This is a genomic window from Roseovarius sp. EC-HK134 (assembly GCF_902498815.1).
GTDB classification, from domain to species: Bacteria; Pseudomonadota; Alphaproteobacteria; order Rhodobacterales; family Rhodobacteraceae; genus Roseovarius; species Roseovarius mucosus_A.
In genome coordinates this window covers 1,996,218-2,011,847 of sequence record NZ_LR701544.1, presented here as the reverse complement: position 1 = coordinate 2,011,847, position 15,630 = coordinate 1,996,218, and the positions used below count along the sequence as shown (strand labels likewise).

The window sequence follows — 15,630 nt, the reverse complement described above, 5'->3', positions numbered from 1 at the left end:
GGAAGTGATGAAGTTTTGCCTCTGACGAGTCCAGAAAAAAATTGCATTTGTTATTTTTTACAAAGAAAAATTACACTTGCGCCAATTCAGTCTCCGCATGACACTGCGGGTGCCGAGGTAAGAGGTTTGCCGGTTATGAAAATTGACGAAAAGTTAACCCAAGCGTTGCCAAACCTGCCGCGCAAGTTGGCCGTCGCGGCCCGCTATGTGCTTGATAACCCAGAGCGGATTGCAGTGGATTCGATGCGCTCTGTGGCTCAGGCCTGCGGTGTGGCCGCCCCGACGATGCAACGACTTGCGCAACATATGGGATATGAGGGCTACGATGGGTTTCGACAGGACTTTCAGAAACTGTTGATGGGGCGCGGCTTTGGGGCGCGGGTTGACGCATTGCGCAGCACCTTTCAGAGTGACTCATTGGCTAAACTGGTCAGTCACATGACAGAGGCCGCTCAGAATAATATCGCAGAGGTTGCCGCGCATCTTGAGCCAAAGGAGGTTGCGGCCTTTGTTGCCGCTGTCCGTCGCAGCGGGCGCACCTATGTGATTGGCGCAGGCTCCATGTATTGGGCAGCTGGTATGATCGAGGCAACCGGACGACTTGCGGTGCCCGATCTGGTGTCTTTGCCTGCAGGCACAGTGGCGGCGAGCGAGCGTATTTCGACAATCTCCAGTAGCGATACTGTGCTCGCACTTGGAATCGCCCCGTATTGCGCCCAGACAATTGACGCCATGCAATATGCACGTCGCGCGAGTGCGTCAGTTTATGCCATCACCGACAGGCCCAGTTCGCCATTGGCACCCTATGCGGACGGGCTCTTTCTGGCACCGACGGCAAGTCCGCATTACTTTCCGTCAGCCATCGCTGTGCAACTTGTCGCAGAAATTCTATTGGCGGCCTGTGCCGCAGCCAGCGGTGACGCCTCACGGCATCGGCTACGGCAATTGGATGAGATCCGACGCTCCAGCGGTGCCTATCTCGACGAGTAGTGCAACGACCAGTCTCGGTACTGCTCTCCGGTCGAATTCCGTTTCGATCCTGATCCGCATTTCATCGTCAGTTGGCTCAGGAACCACGCGAGCACGCGTTGCACGACCAGATCAAGGCTGCGCCAAGCTCGAACCGTCAGGTTCGCGCATCAGACCTGTGTCGCGTCACCGGGCAAGCCGCTTGTGGCGCTCGGGTCATCAAGGTCATTCGGCAAGGCTCGACCTTTGAAGGCAAATAATGGGAAATAAAGTCTGATGGTTACGCAGCATGTCAATGTTGCACTGCCTCGCCCCAGAGACGCGATTGCGCCATCAAATCGATCACCGGCGGCGGCCTTGCTTAATGTCACCAAACCCGTGTTCACCCACGGCGTCTTGCCTGACGAAAGGCACCGGGTGCCTGGCCTGTCCACCGCCGGAAGCTTCTCGAAAAGCTACTGGCATCGCGGTAGGCCAATACAAGTGCGATCGCGTCAACGCCAAGGGTTGTCTTGGTCAGATACCTAATCGCAATATCCTGTCGTGTCGCATCTAACTCTGCTTGAAAAGACGTCTTTTCCTGCCGCAGGCGGCGTTGCAGCGTGCTGCGGCTGATCCCAAGAGAGATGGCAACGTCTTCGGCACCTGTGCGCCCAGAGAGCATCAGATCGGCCAATGCTGCCCGCACCCGCGCGGCGGCGGGCAAAGGATCATTCTGGGCCGCCAGTTGAAGCTTCAGGTCAGCCTCTACATCCGCCCAAAGGGCGGGGTTTTCGGAAATGAACCGGCGCTTCGCGTCCTCAGGCGAAAAGGTGACAAAGGTTGTAGCCGACCGCTCGGGCATGATCCCCAGATGGCTCGCGATCTGTCGCCTTTCCTCTTCTGAGCCGTCGAACCCCGCCGCAACCGGGCAAACAAAATGAGCGGTGGCCCCCCGAATGTTTTCCAGCATGCAGACAAGCTGCAAGGCACCAAGGCTGGGTGGCATCGGACTATGGATATCGACGCTGTCATACTCTGCGCGCAAGAGCTGGCCATCCTTGAACACCTGCATCCGGGTCGGACCCAGCAGGGACTTGAATTGTGCCAGGCGCGTCAGGCCAGTTTCCAGGTTTGGGGCACAGGAAAGGGTGAAAAAAACCGGGATCACCGGACCCCGGGAAATCGCGACCCCCAGGTAAGGGACGAAATCGCGACGGGGCGAGAGGCGTGCAATGGTGTTCCAGGCCTCGAAATACTGGCCAGCCGTCACGCGCAATTCGCTGCGGTCCTGCGCAAGTTTGGCCAGACCTGCCGTCTCGAGCATCACTTGCGGATCGATGCCAAGGATCCGGCAAGACACGTCGGTTCCCATGAAAAGGGAATAGGTCTGTGGGCTGTCCATCGGCTTGGTCCTTGAGGAGTTGGCCATTTATGCCACGGGGGAAAGACCAAGACCATATCCGCAGGGCCGTCTGACCCGATTTGCCAGTGATTGACCACATCTGCATGTCGCTCTTGCTAAGTGCTGGATTTACACTCTCAGGGCGCGCGGTGTCACGCCACGTCCACGAACCGATTGGAGTGAAACATGCTACTCACGGTGAACGGTAAAAGTCATGATGTTGATTTACCATCTGACATGCCCCTTCTTTGGGTTTTGCGGGACGGGCTGAACGTAACGAGTGTGAAGTACGGATGTGGCATCGCGCTCTGCGGTGCTTGTACGGTCCATATTGGCGGCGATGCCGTGCGCTCCTGTCAGGTGTCCTTGGGCGATGTCTGGGCAGACGTCACAACGATCGAGGGGCTGGGAAGGCCCGGCGCTCTGCATGCGGTGCAGGTGGCGTGGATCGCGCATCAGGTGGCGCAATGCGGGTACTGCCAATCCGGCCAGATCATGCAGGCCGCCGATCTTCTGGCCCGCAATCCCGAGCCATCCGATGACGATATCGACGCCGCGATGTCGGGCAACCTGTGCCGCTGCGGGACCTACCCGCGCATCCGCGCCGCTGTCCACGCCGCGGCCAGCGCGATGCGGGAAGTGTGAGGGATGGGCCGCGCCAGAACCATCGCCCGCCGCAGCTTCCTGATCGGGTCCGCCGCCATTCTGGGCGGGGTCGCTTTCGGGGCCTATTTCGTGTCTCGCCCGATCGCTAATCCTTTGCTTGACGGTCTGGCACAGGGCGAGGCCGCATTGACCCCTTTCGTCAAGATCACACCGCAAGGCATCACGTTGATCGTGCCGCGCGCCGATGTGGGCCAAGGCATCGCCTCGACCCAAGCCATGCTGATCGCCGAGGAGTTGGACATCGACCCGGCCACCGCCACGCTCGACCCCGGCCAGCCACATCAGGCCTATTTCAACGGCGTCATCGTGGGTGAAAGCATGCCCTTCCCGGCATGGGAGCATGGGGCGGTGGCCAACACTATGCGCGACGTGATGAGGAACGTCGAACGCCTGACCGGCTCTCAGTTCACCGGCGGTTCGTCATCGGTCGCCGATCTGCACGAAACCCTGCGCCTCGCTGGTGCCACTGCCCGCGAAACTCTCAAAGCCGCCGCATCGGCGCGCACGGGCGTGCAGCGCGCCGACCTTCGGACCAAGGCCGGGCAAGTTGTTTTGCCAGACGGCACCCGCATTCCCTACACTGCTCTTGCCGGCGAGGCGGCGGCCATCGCGCCTGTCACCGATGTAACGCTGCGCCCTGCCTCCGACTGGACGCGCTTGGGCAAACCCTATCAGCGCCTCGACATCGTTGCGAAATCAACCGGCACGCAGGATTATGGCATCGACGTGGTGCTGCCCGGCATGCTGCACGCCACTGTGCGCGCGAACCCGGGGCGTGGTGGGGCCATGGCGGGTTATAACGCCGATGCAGCGCTTGCGACGCAGGGCGTGCGCGCGGTCGTTGCGGTAAACGAGGGGCTGGCGGTCATTGCCGACAACACTTGGTTCGCGTTTCAGGCGGCGCAGGCGCTAGAGGTCGATTGGCTGCCCCCCGACCATCCCGCCAGTTCCGCCGAGATGTGGCAGGCGTTGTCAGCTGCCCGCACGGACGCGTTTCGCAACAGCCGCCTGCGCGACGACGGCGATGTCGAGGCGGCGCTCGCCGGGGCCACCGTGATCGAGGCGGAATACCGCACGCCCTTCCTCGCCCATGCCGCGCTCGAGCCGCTTAGCGCCACGGTGCTGGTCGAGGCGCAGAGCGTGCAGATCTGGACTGCAACGCAGATCCCCGGCGTGGTGCGCGATGCGGCGGTGGCGCTGACCGGCCTCGATCCGTCGCAGGTCACACTTCATGCCCTGCCCGCAGGCGGCAGTTTCGGTCGCAGGCTCGACCATGACTATGTGGTGCAGGCGATCCAGATCGCCGCAACCATGCCCGGCACGCCGATCAAGACCACCTGGAGCCGAGAGGAGGACATGACCCATGACTATCCCCGCCCCCTGCACATGGCCGTTGGCCGGGGCGCGGTGGGGAATGGCCGGGTGCTGGCCTATGATCTCGACAGCGTCAGCCCCTCGCTCATCTCGTCCTGGTTCGGGCGCATCTCCAGCGTGCCGCCGGGGCCCGACACGATGCTGGTCTGGGGGGCCTTCGACCAACCCTATGCCATCCCCAACTATCGCGTCACCGGCTATGCCGCGCCGCAGATGATACCGGTCGGGTCGTGGCGCTCGCCCGGGGCCTGCTCCAATACCTTCTTTCACGAAAGTTTCCTGTCCGAATTGATCCATGCCGCCGGTGCCGACCCCTTGGAGGAGCGCCTGCGCCTGATCGCCGACCCTGATAGCCGCCGCGTGCTCGAGGCGGTGGGCGAGATGGCGAACTGGGCGGGCGCTGACATCGGGCCGGGGCGCGGGCGCGGCATCGCCTTTGCCCATACCCACGGCGTGCCCGTGGCCGAGGTTCTTGACGTGACGCTGACCGAGCGGGGCATCCGCATCGACGAGGTCTGGATCGCCGCCGATTGCGGCACCGTCTTCGACCCCGCGAACGCCGAGGCGCAATTGACCGGGGCCGCGATCTTTGGCCTTGGCCATGCGATGAACTGCGAACTGACCTACGAAAACCACGCCGTGCAGCAGACCAATTTCGATGCCTTCGAGGGAATGCGCCTACACCAGACGCCGCGCTTCCACACGCAGCTTTTGGGGCGCGCCGAGCGGGTGCGCGGTTTGGGCGAGCCCGCGACCGCGCCCGCCGCCCCTGTCCTCGCCGATGCAATCTTTGCCGCGACGGGCCGACGCCTGCGCGAAATGCCGTTCAGCAAATTCATCAGGTTCGCATGAGAGCGCTCATGCCCTTGAAGCGGCACCTGCATGCTTGCTGCGCATTCTGGCGGCCCCAACCCTTATCCCAGATCAAATAACGCGCGGGACAGTCCCGCCTGACGCGAACGAAAAGGAAAACCCATGGACGAAACCATCTATCCCCAAGGCCGCACAGCGCTTCTTTGCGTCGATCCCTATAACGATTTCCTCGCCGAGGATGGCAAGATGTGGCCCGCCCTCAGCGAGGTCTCGAAAGCCGTTGATCTGCATGCCAACCTGATCAAGATCCGCGCGGCTGTGCGAGAGGCCGGACATCCGATCTTCATCCTGCCCCATCACCGCCACCGCGCCGGCGATTTCGAGGGGTGGGCACACCTGACGCCGTTTCAGGCGGCGGCGCATGACCACCAGATGTTCGCCGAGGGGAGCAGGGGCGGAGACTGGTATGAGGGATTCGGCCCCGACCACGGCGACATTGTCGTCAAGGAACACTGGGGCGCCTCCAGCTTTGCCAATACCGACCTTGATGTGCAGCTGCGCCAACGCGGGATCACCCATGTCATCTTTATCGGGGCGATCGCCAATACCTGCACCGAAGCGTCAGCCCGATATGCGGCCGAACTTGGCTATCATGTGACCCTTGTTCGCGACGCAACGGCGGCCTTGTCCCCGGATGCGCTGCATGCCGCGCATGAGATCAACGGCCCAACCTATGCCCACGCCATTCTCACCACGGCAGAGGTGGTGGGGAAACTGCGTTCACGGGCATAGACATCATCCGCTTTGATGAGGCTGGCTAGATAGCGGACCTTGTGGTGATGATCCGCCCGATAGCTGCCATCATAAGGCTGGGCGAAGACGCCGCGCGCCGCAGGGCAACCGCGAACCAAGCTGCTCAAGACCAGAGCGCCGAATAGGGTGTTTGAACCGTCGAGATTGCGAGCGTTTCACGAGGCCATGAATGGATTGTTTGGCAAGATATGCTTGGTGATCCTCTTGGTGATCAAAGCGCGCAATCCGACGAAAGACTTTGTTTTCTTCAAAGGACTTACCCATGACAAACAGAAATCTTTGCGCTCACCAGGACAAGCTCGGGTATGTACCCTCGGCCGATTTGGAGCGGCGAAACCAACACTCTCGATCTTCACACCATCGGAGCCCTTCTCTATATCAGCCTTGGCCAGTCAGGCCTTGTCCGATAGGCTTGGGCTGCTTCATTTGCCTATTTCAGATCACGTTTGAATAGTGTTCTGATGGGGCACGGAACTTAGCATCTGGAACGGCTCATTTTCGGGCGGCGATCCATCAATCAATCGGAAGCCCAATGGCCGAAGCACGCGCGGTTTTTCTAGAGGGGAACCTCTTTCGTCATATCACGGTGATGGCGCTGACCTCGTCGGTGGGTCTGATGGCGGTTTTCGCAGTCGATTTCATCGACATGGTCTTTATCGCGATGCTGGGCAACGCGGAACTGGCGGCGGCGGTGGGCTACGCGGGCGCGATCCTGTTCTTCACCACCTCCTTTGGCATCGGCATGGCGATTGCGGCGGGCGCACTGGTGGCCCGGGCGCTGGGACAGGGCGACGCCGAGTTGGCCCGCGCGCAGGCGGCGGCAGCGCTTGTCTGGGGGGTGGTTTTTGGCGCGGTCTTCGCGGCAACGGTCTGGCTGAACCTTGCGGGACTGGCGGCGCTGATGGGGGCTACGGGCGAGACGCTGGATCTCGCGGTGCATTACCTGCAAATCATCGTGCCCAGCCTGCCCTTTCTGATCGTCGGCATGGTGGGCGGTGCGATCCTGCGCGCCCATGGCGACGCACGCCGCGCGATGATGGCGACGATCTGGGGGGCGCTGGTCAATGCGGTGCTGGACCCGATCCTGATCTTTGGCCTTGGGCTCGACCTGACAGGTGCTGCACTGGCCAGCGTGGCAGCGCGGCTGGTGATCGCGGGCACTGCGCTGATCCCGATCTTTCGCCATCACGGTGGGCTGGTGCGGCCCGGTCTACCAGAGATGTCCATCGCCTTCGTACCGATCGTGACCATCGCAGCCCCGGCGATCCTGACCCAATTGGCGACGCCTGTGGGACAGGCCGTCGTCACCCGCGCCATGGCCAGCTTCGGCGAGGCGGCGGTTGCAGGCATGGCCATCGTGGGCCGGATGACGCCGGTGGCCTTCGGCGTGATCTTTGCGCTGTCGGGTGCCATCGGGCCGGTGATCGGCCAGAACTTTGGCGCGGGGCGGATGGACCGGGTCCGGCAGGCCTACCGCGATGGGCTGCTCTTCTGCGCCCTCTTCACCCTTGCGATGACGGCGCTGCTTTTTGCCTTGCGCGGGCCCATCATTGCGCTTTTCGGGGCTGAGGGGGTGACGCGCGACCTGATCCTCCTGTTCTGCGGACCGTTGGCGCTGGCGTTTTTCTTCAACGGGGTGATCTTTGTCTCGAACGCGGCCTTCAACAACATGGGTCACCCGTTCCGCTCTACCTGGATCAACTGGGGGCGGCACACGCTGGGCACCGTGCCCATTGTTCTTGCCGGCGGTGCGCTGTTTGGCGCGTCGGGGGTGCTGATCGGGCAAGCGGTGGGCGGCGTGATCTTTGCCGGTGTTGCGGCGCTGATGGTGCGGCGGATGATGGACGGCAAGGCAGGTGCGCCGCCCTCGGAAAAGCCGTTCGACCGGCAGGCGCGGCTGATGAGCCTGATGCACAGGCGCCGGTGACTCTGCGCGGCGGCCTTTTCGATGTGGTAACCGGGGTTGACCATCCGTTATAGGTATGTCGGCGAAAATGGCCCAGCCGATGCCGCACAGCGCGTCCCAAGACCGATCCCAGTCAGTCCAATCGCCCCCTGCCACCCGGCAGATTACCTGTTGCCAGACAGCTGCATTCCACCCGTCCCACGCGGGACAGCGCGCTCGCGACCATCAAGCCTATGTTTTCGCTAAGCAGGCGTGCATTTGAATTTGGCACCCTCTGCCCGCCAACCGAAATGCCCGCAACGCTGCACAGGCGGCTGGCGCGGTGCGTGCCTAGAACGGGGCGTAAAGCCGCGCGCAGAAGGTGCTTACATTGGGGTATGAGCAGAGAAAGCATGGGCGGCTTTATCCACGCAAAACAACGGCCTATGTTATGATCATGGTGCCCGCGGCCGGACTCGAACCGGCACGGCCATACGGCCGGGAGATTTTAAGTCTCATGTGTCTACCATTCCACCACGCGGGCACGAGGGGCGCGGGCGGACAATATCCGCTTTGACGGAGGTGTAAAGCCATAGCCGGGGCTACGCCACGGATCAGATCACATCCGAGAGCGCATTTTCCTTGACCGCCTGCATCGCCACATAGGTCGAGGTATTGGCCAGATGCGGCAGGGTCGAGATATGTTCGGCAAGCACCCGGCGATAATCAGCCATGCTTTGCGTGCGAATTTTCATAAGGTAGTCGAAATTGCCTGCAATGAGATGCACTTGCTCGATCTCGGGGATCTTTGACACGGCGGCGTTGAATTCTGCCAAGGCCGCTTCTCGGGTGTCGTGCAGGCGCACTTCGACAAAGCTCACGTGGTCGAGGCCGAGGCGGATAGGATCAAAAAGCGCGCGGTAGCCGGTGATGACGCCATCGCGCTCGAGCCGCCTGAGCCGCGCTTGGGTGGGGGATTTCGACAGACCGATCTCGCGCGCCAGCTCGGTGACGCTGATCCGGCCGTCCCCTGCCAGAACTCGCAGAATCGCCCGGTCAAAGCGGTCGAGGTCAAGCTGTTCGTTTTGATCCATCATATGCTCCAAATTCAAACCATCCGACCTGAGATTTCATTCTAATCAGGAAAAGTCACTGGTTCAATGATGCTATGATATGCTATCCAACCATGGGGATCCGCATGCCATACGACACCGATATCCGCCGCGCCATCGAGTTTGCCACCTATGCAGATGAGAGCGAGACATTGGCACGCCTGACCGCTGCCGCAAACCTCTCTGAGGCAGACCGGGCGCGGATCTGCGCGCGCGGTGCCGCGCTTGTTCGGTCCATCCGCGGGCAATCGAGCCCGGGGCTGATGGAGGTCTTTCTGGCGGAATATGGTCTCTCGACAGATGAGGGCATCGCGCTCATGTGTCTGGCAGAGGCGCTTTTGCGCGTGCCCGATGCCGACACGATCGACGCGCTGATCGAGGACAAGATCGCGCCTTCGGACTGGGGCAAGCATATGGGGCATTCCACCTCGCCGCTGGTCAATGCCTCGACCTGGGCGTTGATGCTGACCGGCAAGGTGCTCAAGGACGAAAAGCCCGGCCCCGTGGGCCATCTGCGCGGGGCCATCAAGCGGCTGGGCGAGCCGGTGATCCGCACTGCCGTGGGCCGCGCGATGAAGGAGATGGGCCGCCAATTCGTGTTGGGCGAGACCATTCAAGGGGCCATGGACCGCGCGGCGGGGATGGAAAAGAAGGGCTACAGCTATTCCTATGACATGCTGGGTGAGGCGGCGCGTACTGATGCGGATGCCACCCGCTATCACCTCAGCTATTCGCGCGCCATCACGGCGATTGCCAATGCCTGCACGCAGGCCGACATTCGCAGCAACCCCGGCATTTCTGTAAAGCTCTCGGCGCTGCATCCGCGCTATGAGGTGGCGCAGCGCGAACAGGTCATGGCGGTTCTGGTGCCGCGTCTGCGCAGCCTCGCGCTCTTGGCGAAATCAGCCAAGATGGGGCTGAACATCGACGCCGAAGAGGCCGATCGCCTGTCGCTCTCGCTGGATGTGATCGAGACCGTTCTGGAAGAGCCCGCGCTTGCCGGATGGGACGGGTTTGGTGTGGTGGTGCAGGCCTATGGCCAACGCGCGACCCACGTGATCGACTTTCTCTATGATCTGGCCACGCGGCTTGACCGCAAGATCATGGTGCGTCTGGTCAAGGGCGCCTATTGGGATACTGAAATCAAGCGCGCGCAGGTGGCGGGGATCGACGGGTTTCCGGTCTTTACCTCCAAGGCCGCAACCGATGTGAGCTATATCGCCAATGCGCGCAAGCTTTTGTCGATGACCGACCGCATCTATCCGCAATTCGCCACTCATAACGCCCATACCGCCGCCGCCATCCTTGATATGGGCAGCGACAAGGGCGCGTTTGAGTTTCAGCGCCTGCATGGCATGGGCGAGGCGCTGCATGACATCATCCTCAAGGCAGAGGGCACGCGGTGCCGGATTTATGCCCCAGTGGGCGCGCATCGCGATCTCTTGGCCTATCTGGTGCGGCGACTGCTGGAAAACGGGGCGAATTCCAGCTTTGTGAACCAGATCGTCAACGAAGACGTGGCCCCCGAAGAGGTCGCCCGCGATCCTTTTGTGGCGGTGAACGATCCGCAGCCGCACCTGCCCAAAGGCCCGGACCTGTTTCAGCCCGAGCGGCCCAATTCGCGCGGCTTTGATCTGCGCCATCAACCGACGCTGGACCGGATTGAGGCGGCGCGCGCGCCCTTTGCGCAGCATCGCTGGGAAGCGGCACCGCTGATCGCGGGCACGGCTGCACCGCAAACCCCCGAAACGGTCGAGAACCCGGCAGATCCCGCAGACATGCCGGGCACCGTAGCCTGGGCCAGCAAGGCCGACATCGAGGCGGCGCTGGCCGCCGCAGCGCCATGGAACGCACCCGCCAACGCCCGAGGCGTGATCCTGAACCGCGTGGCGGACCTCTATGAGGAAAATTACGGCGAGATTTTCGCGCTCCTGGCCCGTGAGGCCGGGAAATCCATCCCAGATGCCGTGGCCGAATTGCGTGAGGCGGTGGATTTTCTGCGCTACTACGCTGCCAATGCCCCCGAAGAGGCCCCTGTCGGCACCTTCACCTGTATCAGCCCGTGGAATTTCCCTCTGGCCATTTTTACAGGCCAGATCGCGGCAGCACTGGCCGCTGGCAATGCCGTGTTGTCGAAACCTGCCGAGCAGACGCCGCTCATCGCGCATTTGGCCGTGGGCCTCATGCACAAGGCGGGCGTGCCTGCCACGGCGCTGCAACTGTTGCCCGGTGCGGGCGATGTGGGGGCAGCACTTACCTCTGACGCGCGTGTGGGCGGTGTGGCCTTTACCGGCTCGACCGAAACCGCGCTGAAAATCCGCGCGGCCATGGCCAAGCATCTGGCCCCCGGTGCGCCGCTCATCGCGGAAACCGGCGGCATGAACGCGATGATCGTAGACAGCACCGCGCTGCCCGAACAGGCCGTGCAGGCGATTGTCGAAAGCGCGTTTCAATCGGCCGGTCAACGCTGTTCGGCGCTGCGCTGCCTTTATGTGCAAGACGACATCGCGCCGCATTTCCTAGAGATGCTGACCGGCGCGATGGATGCGCTGAGCGTTGGCACCCCTTGGCATTTGAGCACCGATTGCGGGCCGGTGATTGACGAAGAGGCGCGCGCCGGAATTGCCGCGCATATCCAGACCGCGCGCGCCGAAGGGCGGCTGTTGCACGAGCTGAAAACCCCTAACGCAGGCACCTATATTGCCCCCACGCTGATCAAGGTTGGCGGGATCGGCGAGATTGAGCGCGAAATCTTTGGGCCCGTCCTGCATGTGGCCACGTTCAAATCCGGCGATCTTGACCGGGTGATCGGCGCGATCAACGCCACCGGCTATGGTCTGACCTTTGGCCTGATGACGCGGATCGACGACCGCGTGCAGCATGTGACCGAGGCGGTGCATGCGGGCAATATCTATGTCAACCGCAACCAGATCGGCGCCATCGTCGGCAGCCAACCCTTTGGTGGCGAAGGCATGTCGGGCACCGGGCCCAAGGCCGGCGGGCCGCATTACCTTACCCGCTTTACCGCGCACGCAGCGCCGGAACAGGGCGAAAAGTGGACCGAGGCCATGTCGGCCAATGCCGCGCAAAAGGCGCTTGATGCGGCCAATGCCGCCGCCCGCACGCCACGCGCCGCCCTTGTTCTACCGGGGCCGACGGGGGAATCTAACCGCCTGACCAGCCATGTCCGCCCTGCACTTCTTTGCATGGGGCCGGGGGCAGATCTGGCGGCGGCGCAGGCCCGCGCGGTTGAGGGGCTGGGCGGGGTGGCGGTGATCGCCACGGGCCGCGTTGACCCAGAGGCGCTTGTGACCATGGGCGGCCTCTCGGGCGTGATCTGGTGGGGATGCGAAAGCGAGGCGCGCGCCTATGCCGGGGCCATGGCGCGGCGCGCAGGTCCGATCCTGCCGCTTATCACCGGGTTGCCCGATACCGGCCATGCGCTCCACGAACGGCATGTCTGCGTGGATACCACCGCGGCGGGGGGCAATGCGGCGCTTTTGAGCGGGATGTCCTGAGCCTCGGGTGGATCAGGACAAAAGCATCCACAGGGCCACGGCCCCCAGGGTCACGCCGAAAGCTGTATTCAGTGCCCGCGCGCTTCCAGCGCGGGCAAAAAGCTGGCCCAATCTCGCGCCCATCATGGTCCACAGGGTAAAGGCCACCAGGTTGTTAAGCGTAAAAATCGTGGTTATACCCAGAACCAACACCGTCCGGTTGGTGTCCGAAACGCTCAGGAATTGTGTGAACATCAACGCGATGATCACATAGGCCTTGGGGTTGAGGAGCAAGAGCACCGCCCCATCCCGAAACGAGGCCGGGCGTGGCTCGATCGCGCTGTCGCGGGCCCCGGCACGCAGTAAACCCCAAGCGATCCAGAAAACGTAAAGTGCACCCGCGAGTTTGAGCAAGACGAAGACCCCCGGCGCAGCCTCAAGCGCGCCGATAAAGCCGAAACCTATGGCGGCGGTCACCAGCCATGTGGCGATGTGATACCCAAAGCTTGCCGGAAACGTCGCCCTCATCCCAAAGCGCGCGCCATTGGCGGCGAAAAAGAGATTGCCGGGACCGGGACTATAGGCCAGCGGCAAAAGAAAAAGCACAAGCGCAAATGCGAGCTGGGTCATCGTCATCTCCTATGGATGGGACAACTTTGCGCACCGTTCCCGATATTGGGCGACCCGGTTCTTGCGCAAATCGTGGCCGCGGGTGCAATCACCGGCTTTCCGTCCCCCGTGATCCGCGCTAGCTTTCGCGCATGTTTCCGATCCGCGATCATAATCCTTCGGGGCGCACACCCTATGTCACCTACGGGCTGATTGCGCTCAACGTGGTGATATTCTTGGCCTATTGGCCGCTTTTCTCAGATGAGCGGGCGCTCAATGTCTTTTTCTACGACTGGGCGATGATCCCCGCCAAAGTCACGCAAATCGGTGACTTCACCGGGCTTTTGACCTCGATGTTCCTGCACGGCGGGGTGCTGCACCTAGCGGGCAACATGCTGTTTCTGTGGATATTTGGCGACAATATGGAGGACCGGATGGGGCATTTGCCCTATCTTGTTTTCTACATTGCCACTGGCGTTGTGGCGGGGCTGGCACAGATCTTGGATAGTCCGGGGTCGATGGTGCCAACCGTCGGGGCCTCTGGGGCGATTGCCGGGGTGATGGGGGGCTATCTCTTGCTTTTTCCGCGCGCGCGGGTCGATATCTTGCTGATCTTCATCGTCTTTTTCCGTGTCATCACGATCCCGGCGGCGATTTTGTTGGTGCTGTGGTTTGCCATTCAGGTGATGGCTGGCCTCGGCAGCGATCCCGATATGGGCGGGGTCGCCTATTGGGCGCATGCGGGCGGCTTCGTGGCGGGCGTCCTTCTGACCCTGCCGATATTTATGCGGCTGGGCGGCCCGCTTTTCTGGCGGGCGACAGCAGGCACCCCGCCCAATCCAGAGGCTGATTACCGCTTTCGCCGCAGTTCTATTCCAGCCGTGAGGAAACGCCGATGAATACCCCCCTCAAAGTGACCTGCCACTGTGGCGCGGTTGAGCTACGCGTGACGCTCTCGAACGGGCTCGAGACTGCGCGGCGGTGCGATTGCTCGTTTTGCCGCAGGCGTGGGGCAGCGGCGGTTTCGGCCCCCTTGGACAAGGTCGAGGTGGTTCGGGGTGCGGATAATCTGACGCTTTATCAATGGGGCACAGACACGGCCAAGCACTATTTCTGCAAGACGTGCGGGATCTACACGCATCATCAGCGGCGCTCGGACCCGAATGAATATGGCGTCAATCTTGGGGCTATTGAAGGCGTCAATCCGCGTGATCTGGACCCGATCGGTTGGGTGGACGGGGTCAACCATCCATCAGATCGCTGACCCGGCGCATCAGGGGGCCGACAAAACCCATATGCCATCCATGAGGCAGCGTTTGGTCCGCAGCCCGCGGGCGGGCTCTGCTCCCTTGGGCCTGAAGCGATGCGCAAGCGTGACACAAGCGCCCTCCACCGAGATGATCCGCACCACACCATCAGCGCGCGTGTTGGGGTTTTTCCAACTCACCTCATCGCCGACTTTTCCGCGCCCTTCCGAATAAAGACTGGCCGCACTGCGCATCATGATGTTGACATCGCCTTGCACCATTCCAGAGCGATCCAAATCGCGGAGAATGGCATTAGCCGAAGCTGGGGCTGCCCCCATGAAGACCATGACACCAATGGCAACAGCGTGCGCGAAATTTCTTTTGTGGATCATGGATCGCCTTCCCCGAGTTGTTACACCAATGCTGGAAAGGTAGGTGGCACCCCTCAGGGCGTCAACACAAAGCCCGCCTCAGCCCCGGATCACGCCCGCGAACTTGTCAAAGATCGCCTCGTTGCCGCAGATCACTTCGCCATCGGCCAGAATATTGCCACCAGAGCGCAGCGGTTCGACAAAGCCGCCCGCTTCGCGCACGATGATCACCCCTGCGGCCAGATCCCACGCGTTCAATCGCCGCTCCCAGAACCCCTCATAGCGCCCTGCGGCGACATAGGCCATGTCGAGCGCCGCTGATCCCCAGCGGCGCACACCCGCGCAGGTGGGCATCAGCCGTGCCAAATCCTGCAAGGTTTCGGGCAGGTCGGCCCGCCCGCCAAAAGGCAGGCCCGTGGCAAAAATCGACTCGATCATCTTGCTGCGCCCCGAGACACGCAAGCGGCTCTCGTTCATCCAGGCACCTGCACCTTTTTCGGCAAAGAACGCCTCGTCCTTGCTGGCGTCATAAATGACACCTGCCACGACCTCGCCCTTGTGTTCGAGGGCAATGGAGACGGCCCAATGCGGCAGGCCGTGCAGAAAATTGGTGGTGCCATCCAGCGGGTCGACAATCCAGCGGCGGGTGGGGTCCTGCCCCTCTTCCTCGCCGCCCTCTTCGGCCAGCCAGCCATAGGTCGGGCGCGCGCCCATCAACTCGGTCTTGAGGATCTTTTCCGCAGCAATATCGGCGCGGCTGACGAAATCGCCCGCGCCCTTCATGCTGACCTGAAGGTTCTCGACCTCGCGGAAATCCTTGGCCAGTGCCCGCCCCGCTTTGCGCGCGGCCTTGAGCATGACGTTGAGATTGGCACTACCTACCATGGGAC

The 15,630-nt window shown here is 62.2% G+C and carries 13 protein-coding genes and 1 tRNA gene; 8 read left to right on the top strand and 6 right to left on the bottom strand.

Annotation, left to right across the window (positions count from 1 at the left end; translation table 11 throughout):
* Nucleotides 1-135 precede the first annotated feature (135 nt).
* Complete coding sequence (locus tag GC127_RS13680) at nt 136-990, top strand: MurR/RpiR family transcriptional regulator (protein ID WP_081507963.1); 855 nt, start codon at nt 136-138, stop codon at nt 988-990.
* 361 nt (nt 991-1,351) lie between these two features.
* Here GC127_RS13680 and GC127_RS13675 read toward each other — a convergent pair whose 3' ends face one another.
* Nucleotides 1,352-2,353, bottom strand: coding sequence for an AraC family transcriptional regulator (locus GC127_RS13675; RefSeq protein WP_151978618.1), 1,002 nt, complete (start codon nt 2,351-2,353; stop codon nt 1,352-1,354).
* 186 nt (nt 2,354-2,539) lie between these two features.
* Between GC127_RS13675 and GC127_RS13670 the strand changes: the two genes are divergently transcribed.
* From GC127_RS13670 to GC127_RS13655, 4 genes are all read left to right on the top strand, one after another.
* On the top strand, nt 2,540-2,998 hold the full coding sequence (locus GC127_RS13670; RefSeq protein WP_037297125.1) for a (2Fe-2S)-binding protein: 459 nt from the start codon (nt 2,540-2,542) through the stop codon (nt 2,996-2,998).
* A gap of 3 nt (nt 2,999-3,001) precedes the next feature.
* A complete protein-coding gene (locus tag GC127_RS13665; protein WP_151978616.1) occupies nt 3,002-5,245 on the top strand; it encodes a xanthine dehydrogenase family protein molybdopterin-binding subunit in 2,244 nt (747 codons plus the stop codon).
* 123 nt (nt 5,246-5,368) lie between these two features.
* Entirely contained in the window at nt 5,369-5,998 is a 630-nt protein-coding gene (locus GC127_RS13660; RefSeq protein ID WP_151978614.1) for an isochorismatase family cysteine hydrolase, read from the top strand.
* A gap of 553 nt (nt 5,999-6,551) precedes the next feature.
* Nucleotides 6,552-7,946, top strand: a complete 1,395-nt coding sequence (locus GC127_RS13655; protein ID WP_151978613.1) for an MATE family efflux transporter — start codon at nt 6,552-6,554, stop codon at nt 7,944-7,946.
* Nucleotides 7,947-8,362: 416 nt separating this feature from the next.
* On the opposite strand, the gene GC127_RS13650 is transcribed toward GC127_RS13655, so the two are convergent.
* Nucleotides 8,363-8,448, bottom strand: a tRNA-Leu gene (locus GC127_RS13650).
* Nucleotides 8,449-8,518: 70 nt separating this feature from the next.
* Entirely contained in the window at nt 8,519-8,998 is a 480-nt protein-coding gene (locus tag GC127_RS13645) for an Lrp/AsnC family transcriptional regulator (RefSeq protein WP_037273900.1), read from the bottom strand.
* Between the two features lie 104 nt (nt 8,999-9,102).
* Between GC127_RS13645 and putA the strand changes: the two genes are divergently transcribed.
* Entirely contained in the window at nt 9,103-12,534 is a 3,432-nt protein-coding gene (gene putA / locus GC127_RS13640; protein ID WP_151978611.1) for a bifunctional proline dehydrogenase/L-glutamate gamma-semialdehyde dehydrogenase PutA, read from the top strand.
* Between the two features lie 12 nt (nt 12,535-12,546).
* Here the strand turns inward: putA and GC127_RS13635 are convergent, their stop codons facing one another.
* Complete coding sequence (locus tag GC127_RS13635) at nt 12,547-13,143, bottom strand: LysE family translocator (RefSeq protein ID WP_368074229.1); 597 nt, start codon at nt 13,141-13,143, stop codon at nt 12,547-12,549.
* Between the two features lie 131 nt (nt 13,144-13,274).
* Here GC127_RS13635 and GC127_RS13630 point away from each other — a divergent pair, with 131 nt between their 5' ends.
* Both GC127_RS13630 and GC127_RS13625 read left to right on the top strand, forming a co-directional pair.
* The gene (locus tag GC127_RS13630) at nt 13,275-14,021 is read left to right on the top strand and encodes a rhomboid family intramembrane serine protease (protein WP_151978607.1); all 747 of its coding nucleotides are present in this window, start codon (nt 13,275-13,277) and stop codon (nt 14,019-14,021) included.
* Entirely contained in the window at nt 14,018-14,386 is a 369-nt protein-coding gene (locus tag GC127_RS13625; protein ID WP_151978606.1) for a GFA family protein, read from the top strand. The genes GC127_RS13630 and GC127_RS13625 overlap by 4 nt, the downstream gene beginning before the upstream one ends.
* Before the next feature lie 9 nt (nt 14,387-14,395).
* Here GC127_RS13625 and GC127_RS13620 read toward each other — a convergent pair whose 3' ends face one another.
* Together GC127_RS13620 and GC127_RS13615 are read right to left on the bottom strand one after the other, a co-directional pair.
* Complete coding sequence (locus GC127_RS13620; protein ID WP_008279957.1) at nt 14,396-14,761, bottom strand: hypothetical protein; 366 nt, start codon at nt 14,759-14,761, stop codon at nt 14,396-14,398.
* A 78-nt stretch (nt 14,762-14,839) separates the two neighbouring features.
* Nucleotides 14,840-15,625 (bottom strand): inositol monophosphatase family protein, encoded by a 786-nt coding sequence (locus GC127_RS13615; RefSeq protein WP_037297120.1) that lies wholly within the window; start codon nt 15,623-15,625, stop codon nt 14,840-14,842.
* Between the last annotated feature and the right edge of the window lie 5 nt (nt 15,626-15,630).

What these genes read in the sequence shown, in the direction of transcription:
- GC127_RS13680 (WP_081507963.1), top strand. Translation starts at nt 136, where the DNA reads ATGAAAATTGACGAAAAGTTAACCCAAGCGTTGCCAAACCTGCCGCGC.
- GC127_RS13675 (WP_151978618.1), bottom strand. Translation starts at nt 2,353, where the DNA reads ATGGACAGCCCACAGACCTATTCCCTTTTCATGGGAACCGACGTGTCT.
- GC127_RS13670 (WP_037297125.1), top strand. Translation starts at nt 2,540, where the DNA reads ATGCTACTCACGGTGAACGGTAAAAGTCATGATGTTGATTTACCATCT.
- GC127_RS13665 (WP_151978616.1), top strand. Translation starts at nt 3,002, where the DNA reads ATGGGCCGCGCCAGAACCATCGCCCGCCGCAGCTTCCTGATCGGGTCC.
- GC127_RS13660 (WP_151978614.1), top strand. Translation starts at nt 5,369, where the DNA reads ATGGACGAAACCATCTATCCCCAAGGCCGCACAGCGCTTCTTTGCGTC.
- GC127_RS13655 (WP_151978613.1), top strand. Translation starts at nt 6,552, where the DNA reads ATGGCCGAAGCACGCGCGGTTTTTCTAGAGGGGAACCTCTTTCGTCAT.
- GC127_RS13645 (WP_037273900.1), bottom strand. Translation starts at nt 8,998, where the DNA reads ATGGATCAAAACGAACAGCTTGACCTCGACCGCTTTGACCGGGCGATT.
- putA (WP_151978611.1), top strand. Translation starts at nt 9,103, where the DNA reads ATGCCATACGACACCGATATCCGCCGCGCCATCGAGTTTGCCACCTAT.
- GC127_RS13635 (WP_368074229.1), bottom strand. Translation starts at nt 13,143, where the DNA reads ATGACCCAGCTCGCATTTGCGCTTGTGCTTTTTCTTTTGCCGCTGGCC.
- GC127_RS13630 (WP_151978607.1), top strand. Translation starts at nt 13,275, where the DNA reads ATGTTTCCGATCCGCGATCATAATCCTTCGGGGCGCACACCCTATGTC.
- GC127_RS13625 (WP_151978606.1), top strand. Translation starts at nt 14,018, where the DNA reads ATGAATACCCCCCTCAAAGTGACCTGCCACTGTGGCGCGGTTGAGCTA.
- GC127_RS13620 (WP_008279957.1), bottom strand. Translation starts at nt 14,761, where the DNA reads ATGATCCACAAAAGAAATTTCGCGCACGCTGTTGCCATTGGTGTCATG.
- GC127_RS13615 (WP_037297120.1), bottom strand. Translation starts at nt 15,625, where the DNA reads ATGGTAGGTAGTGCCAATCTCAACGTCATGCTCAAGGCCGCGCGCAAA.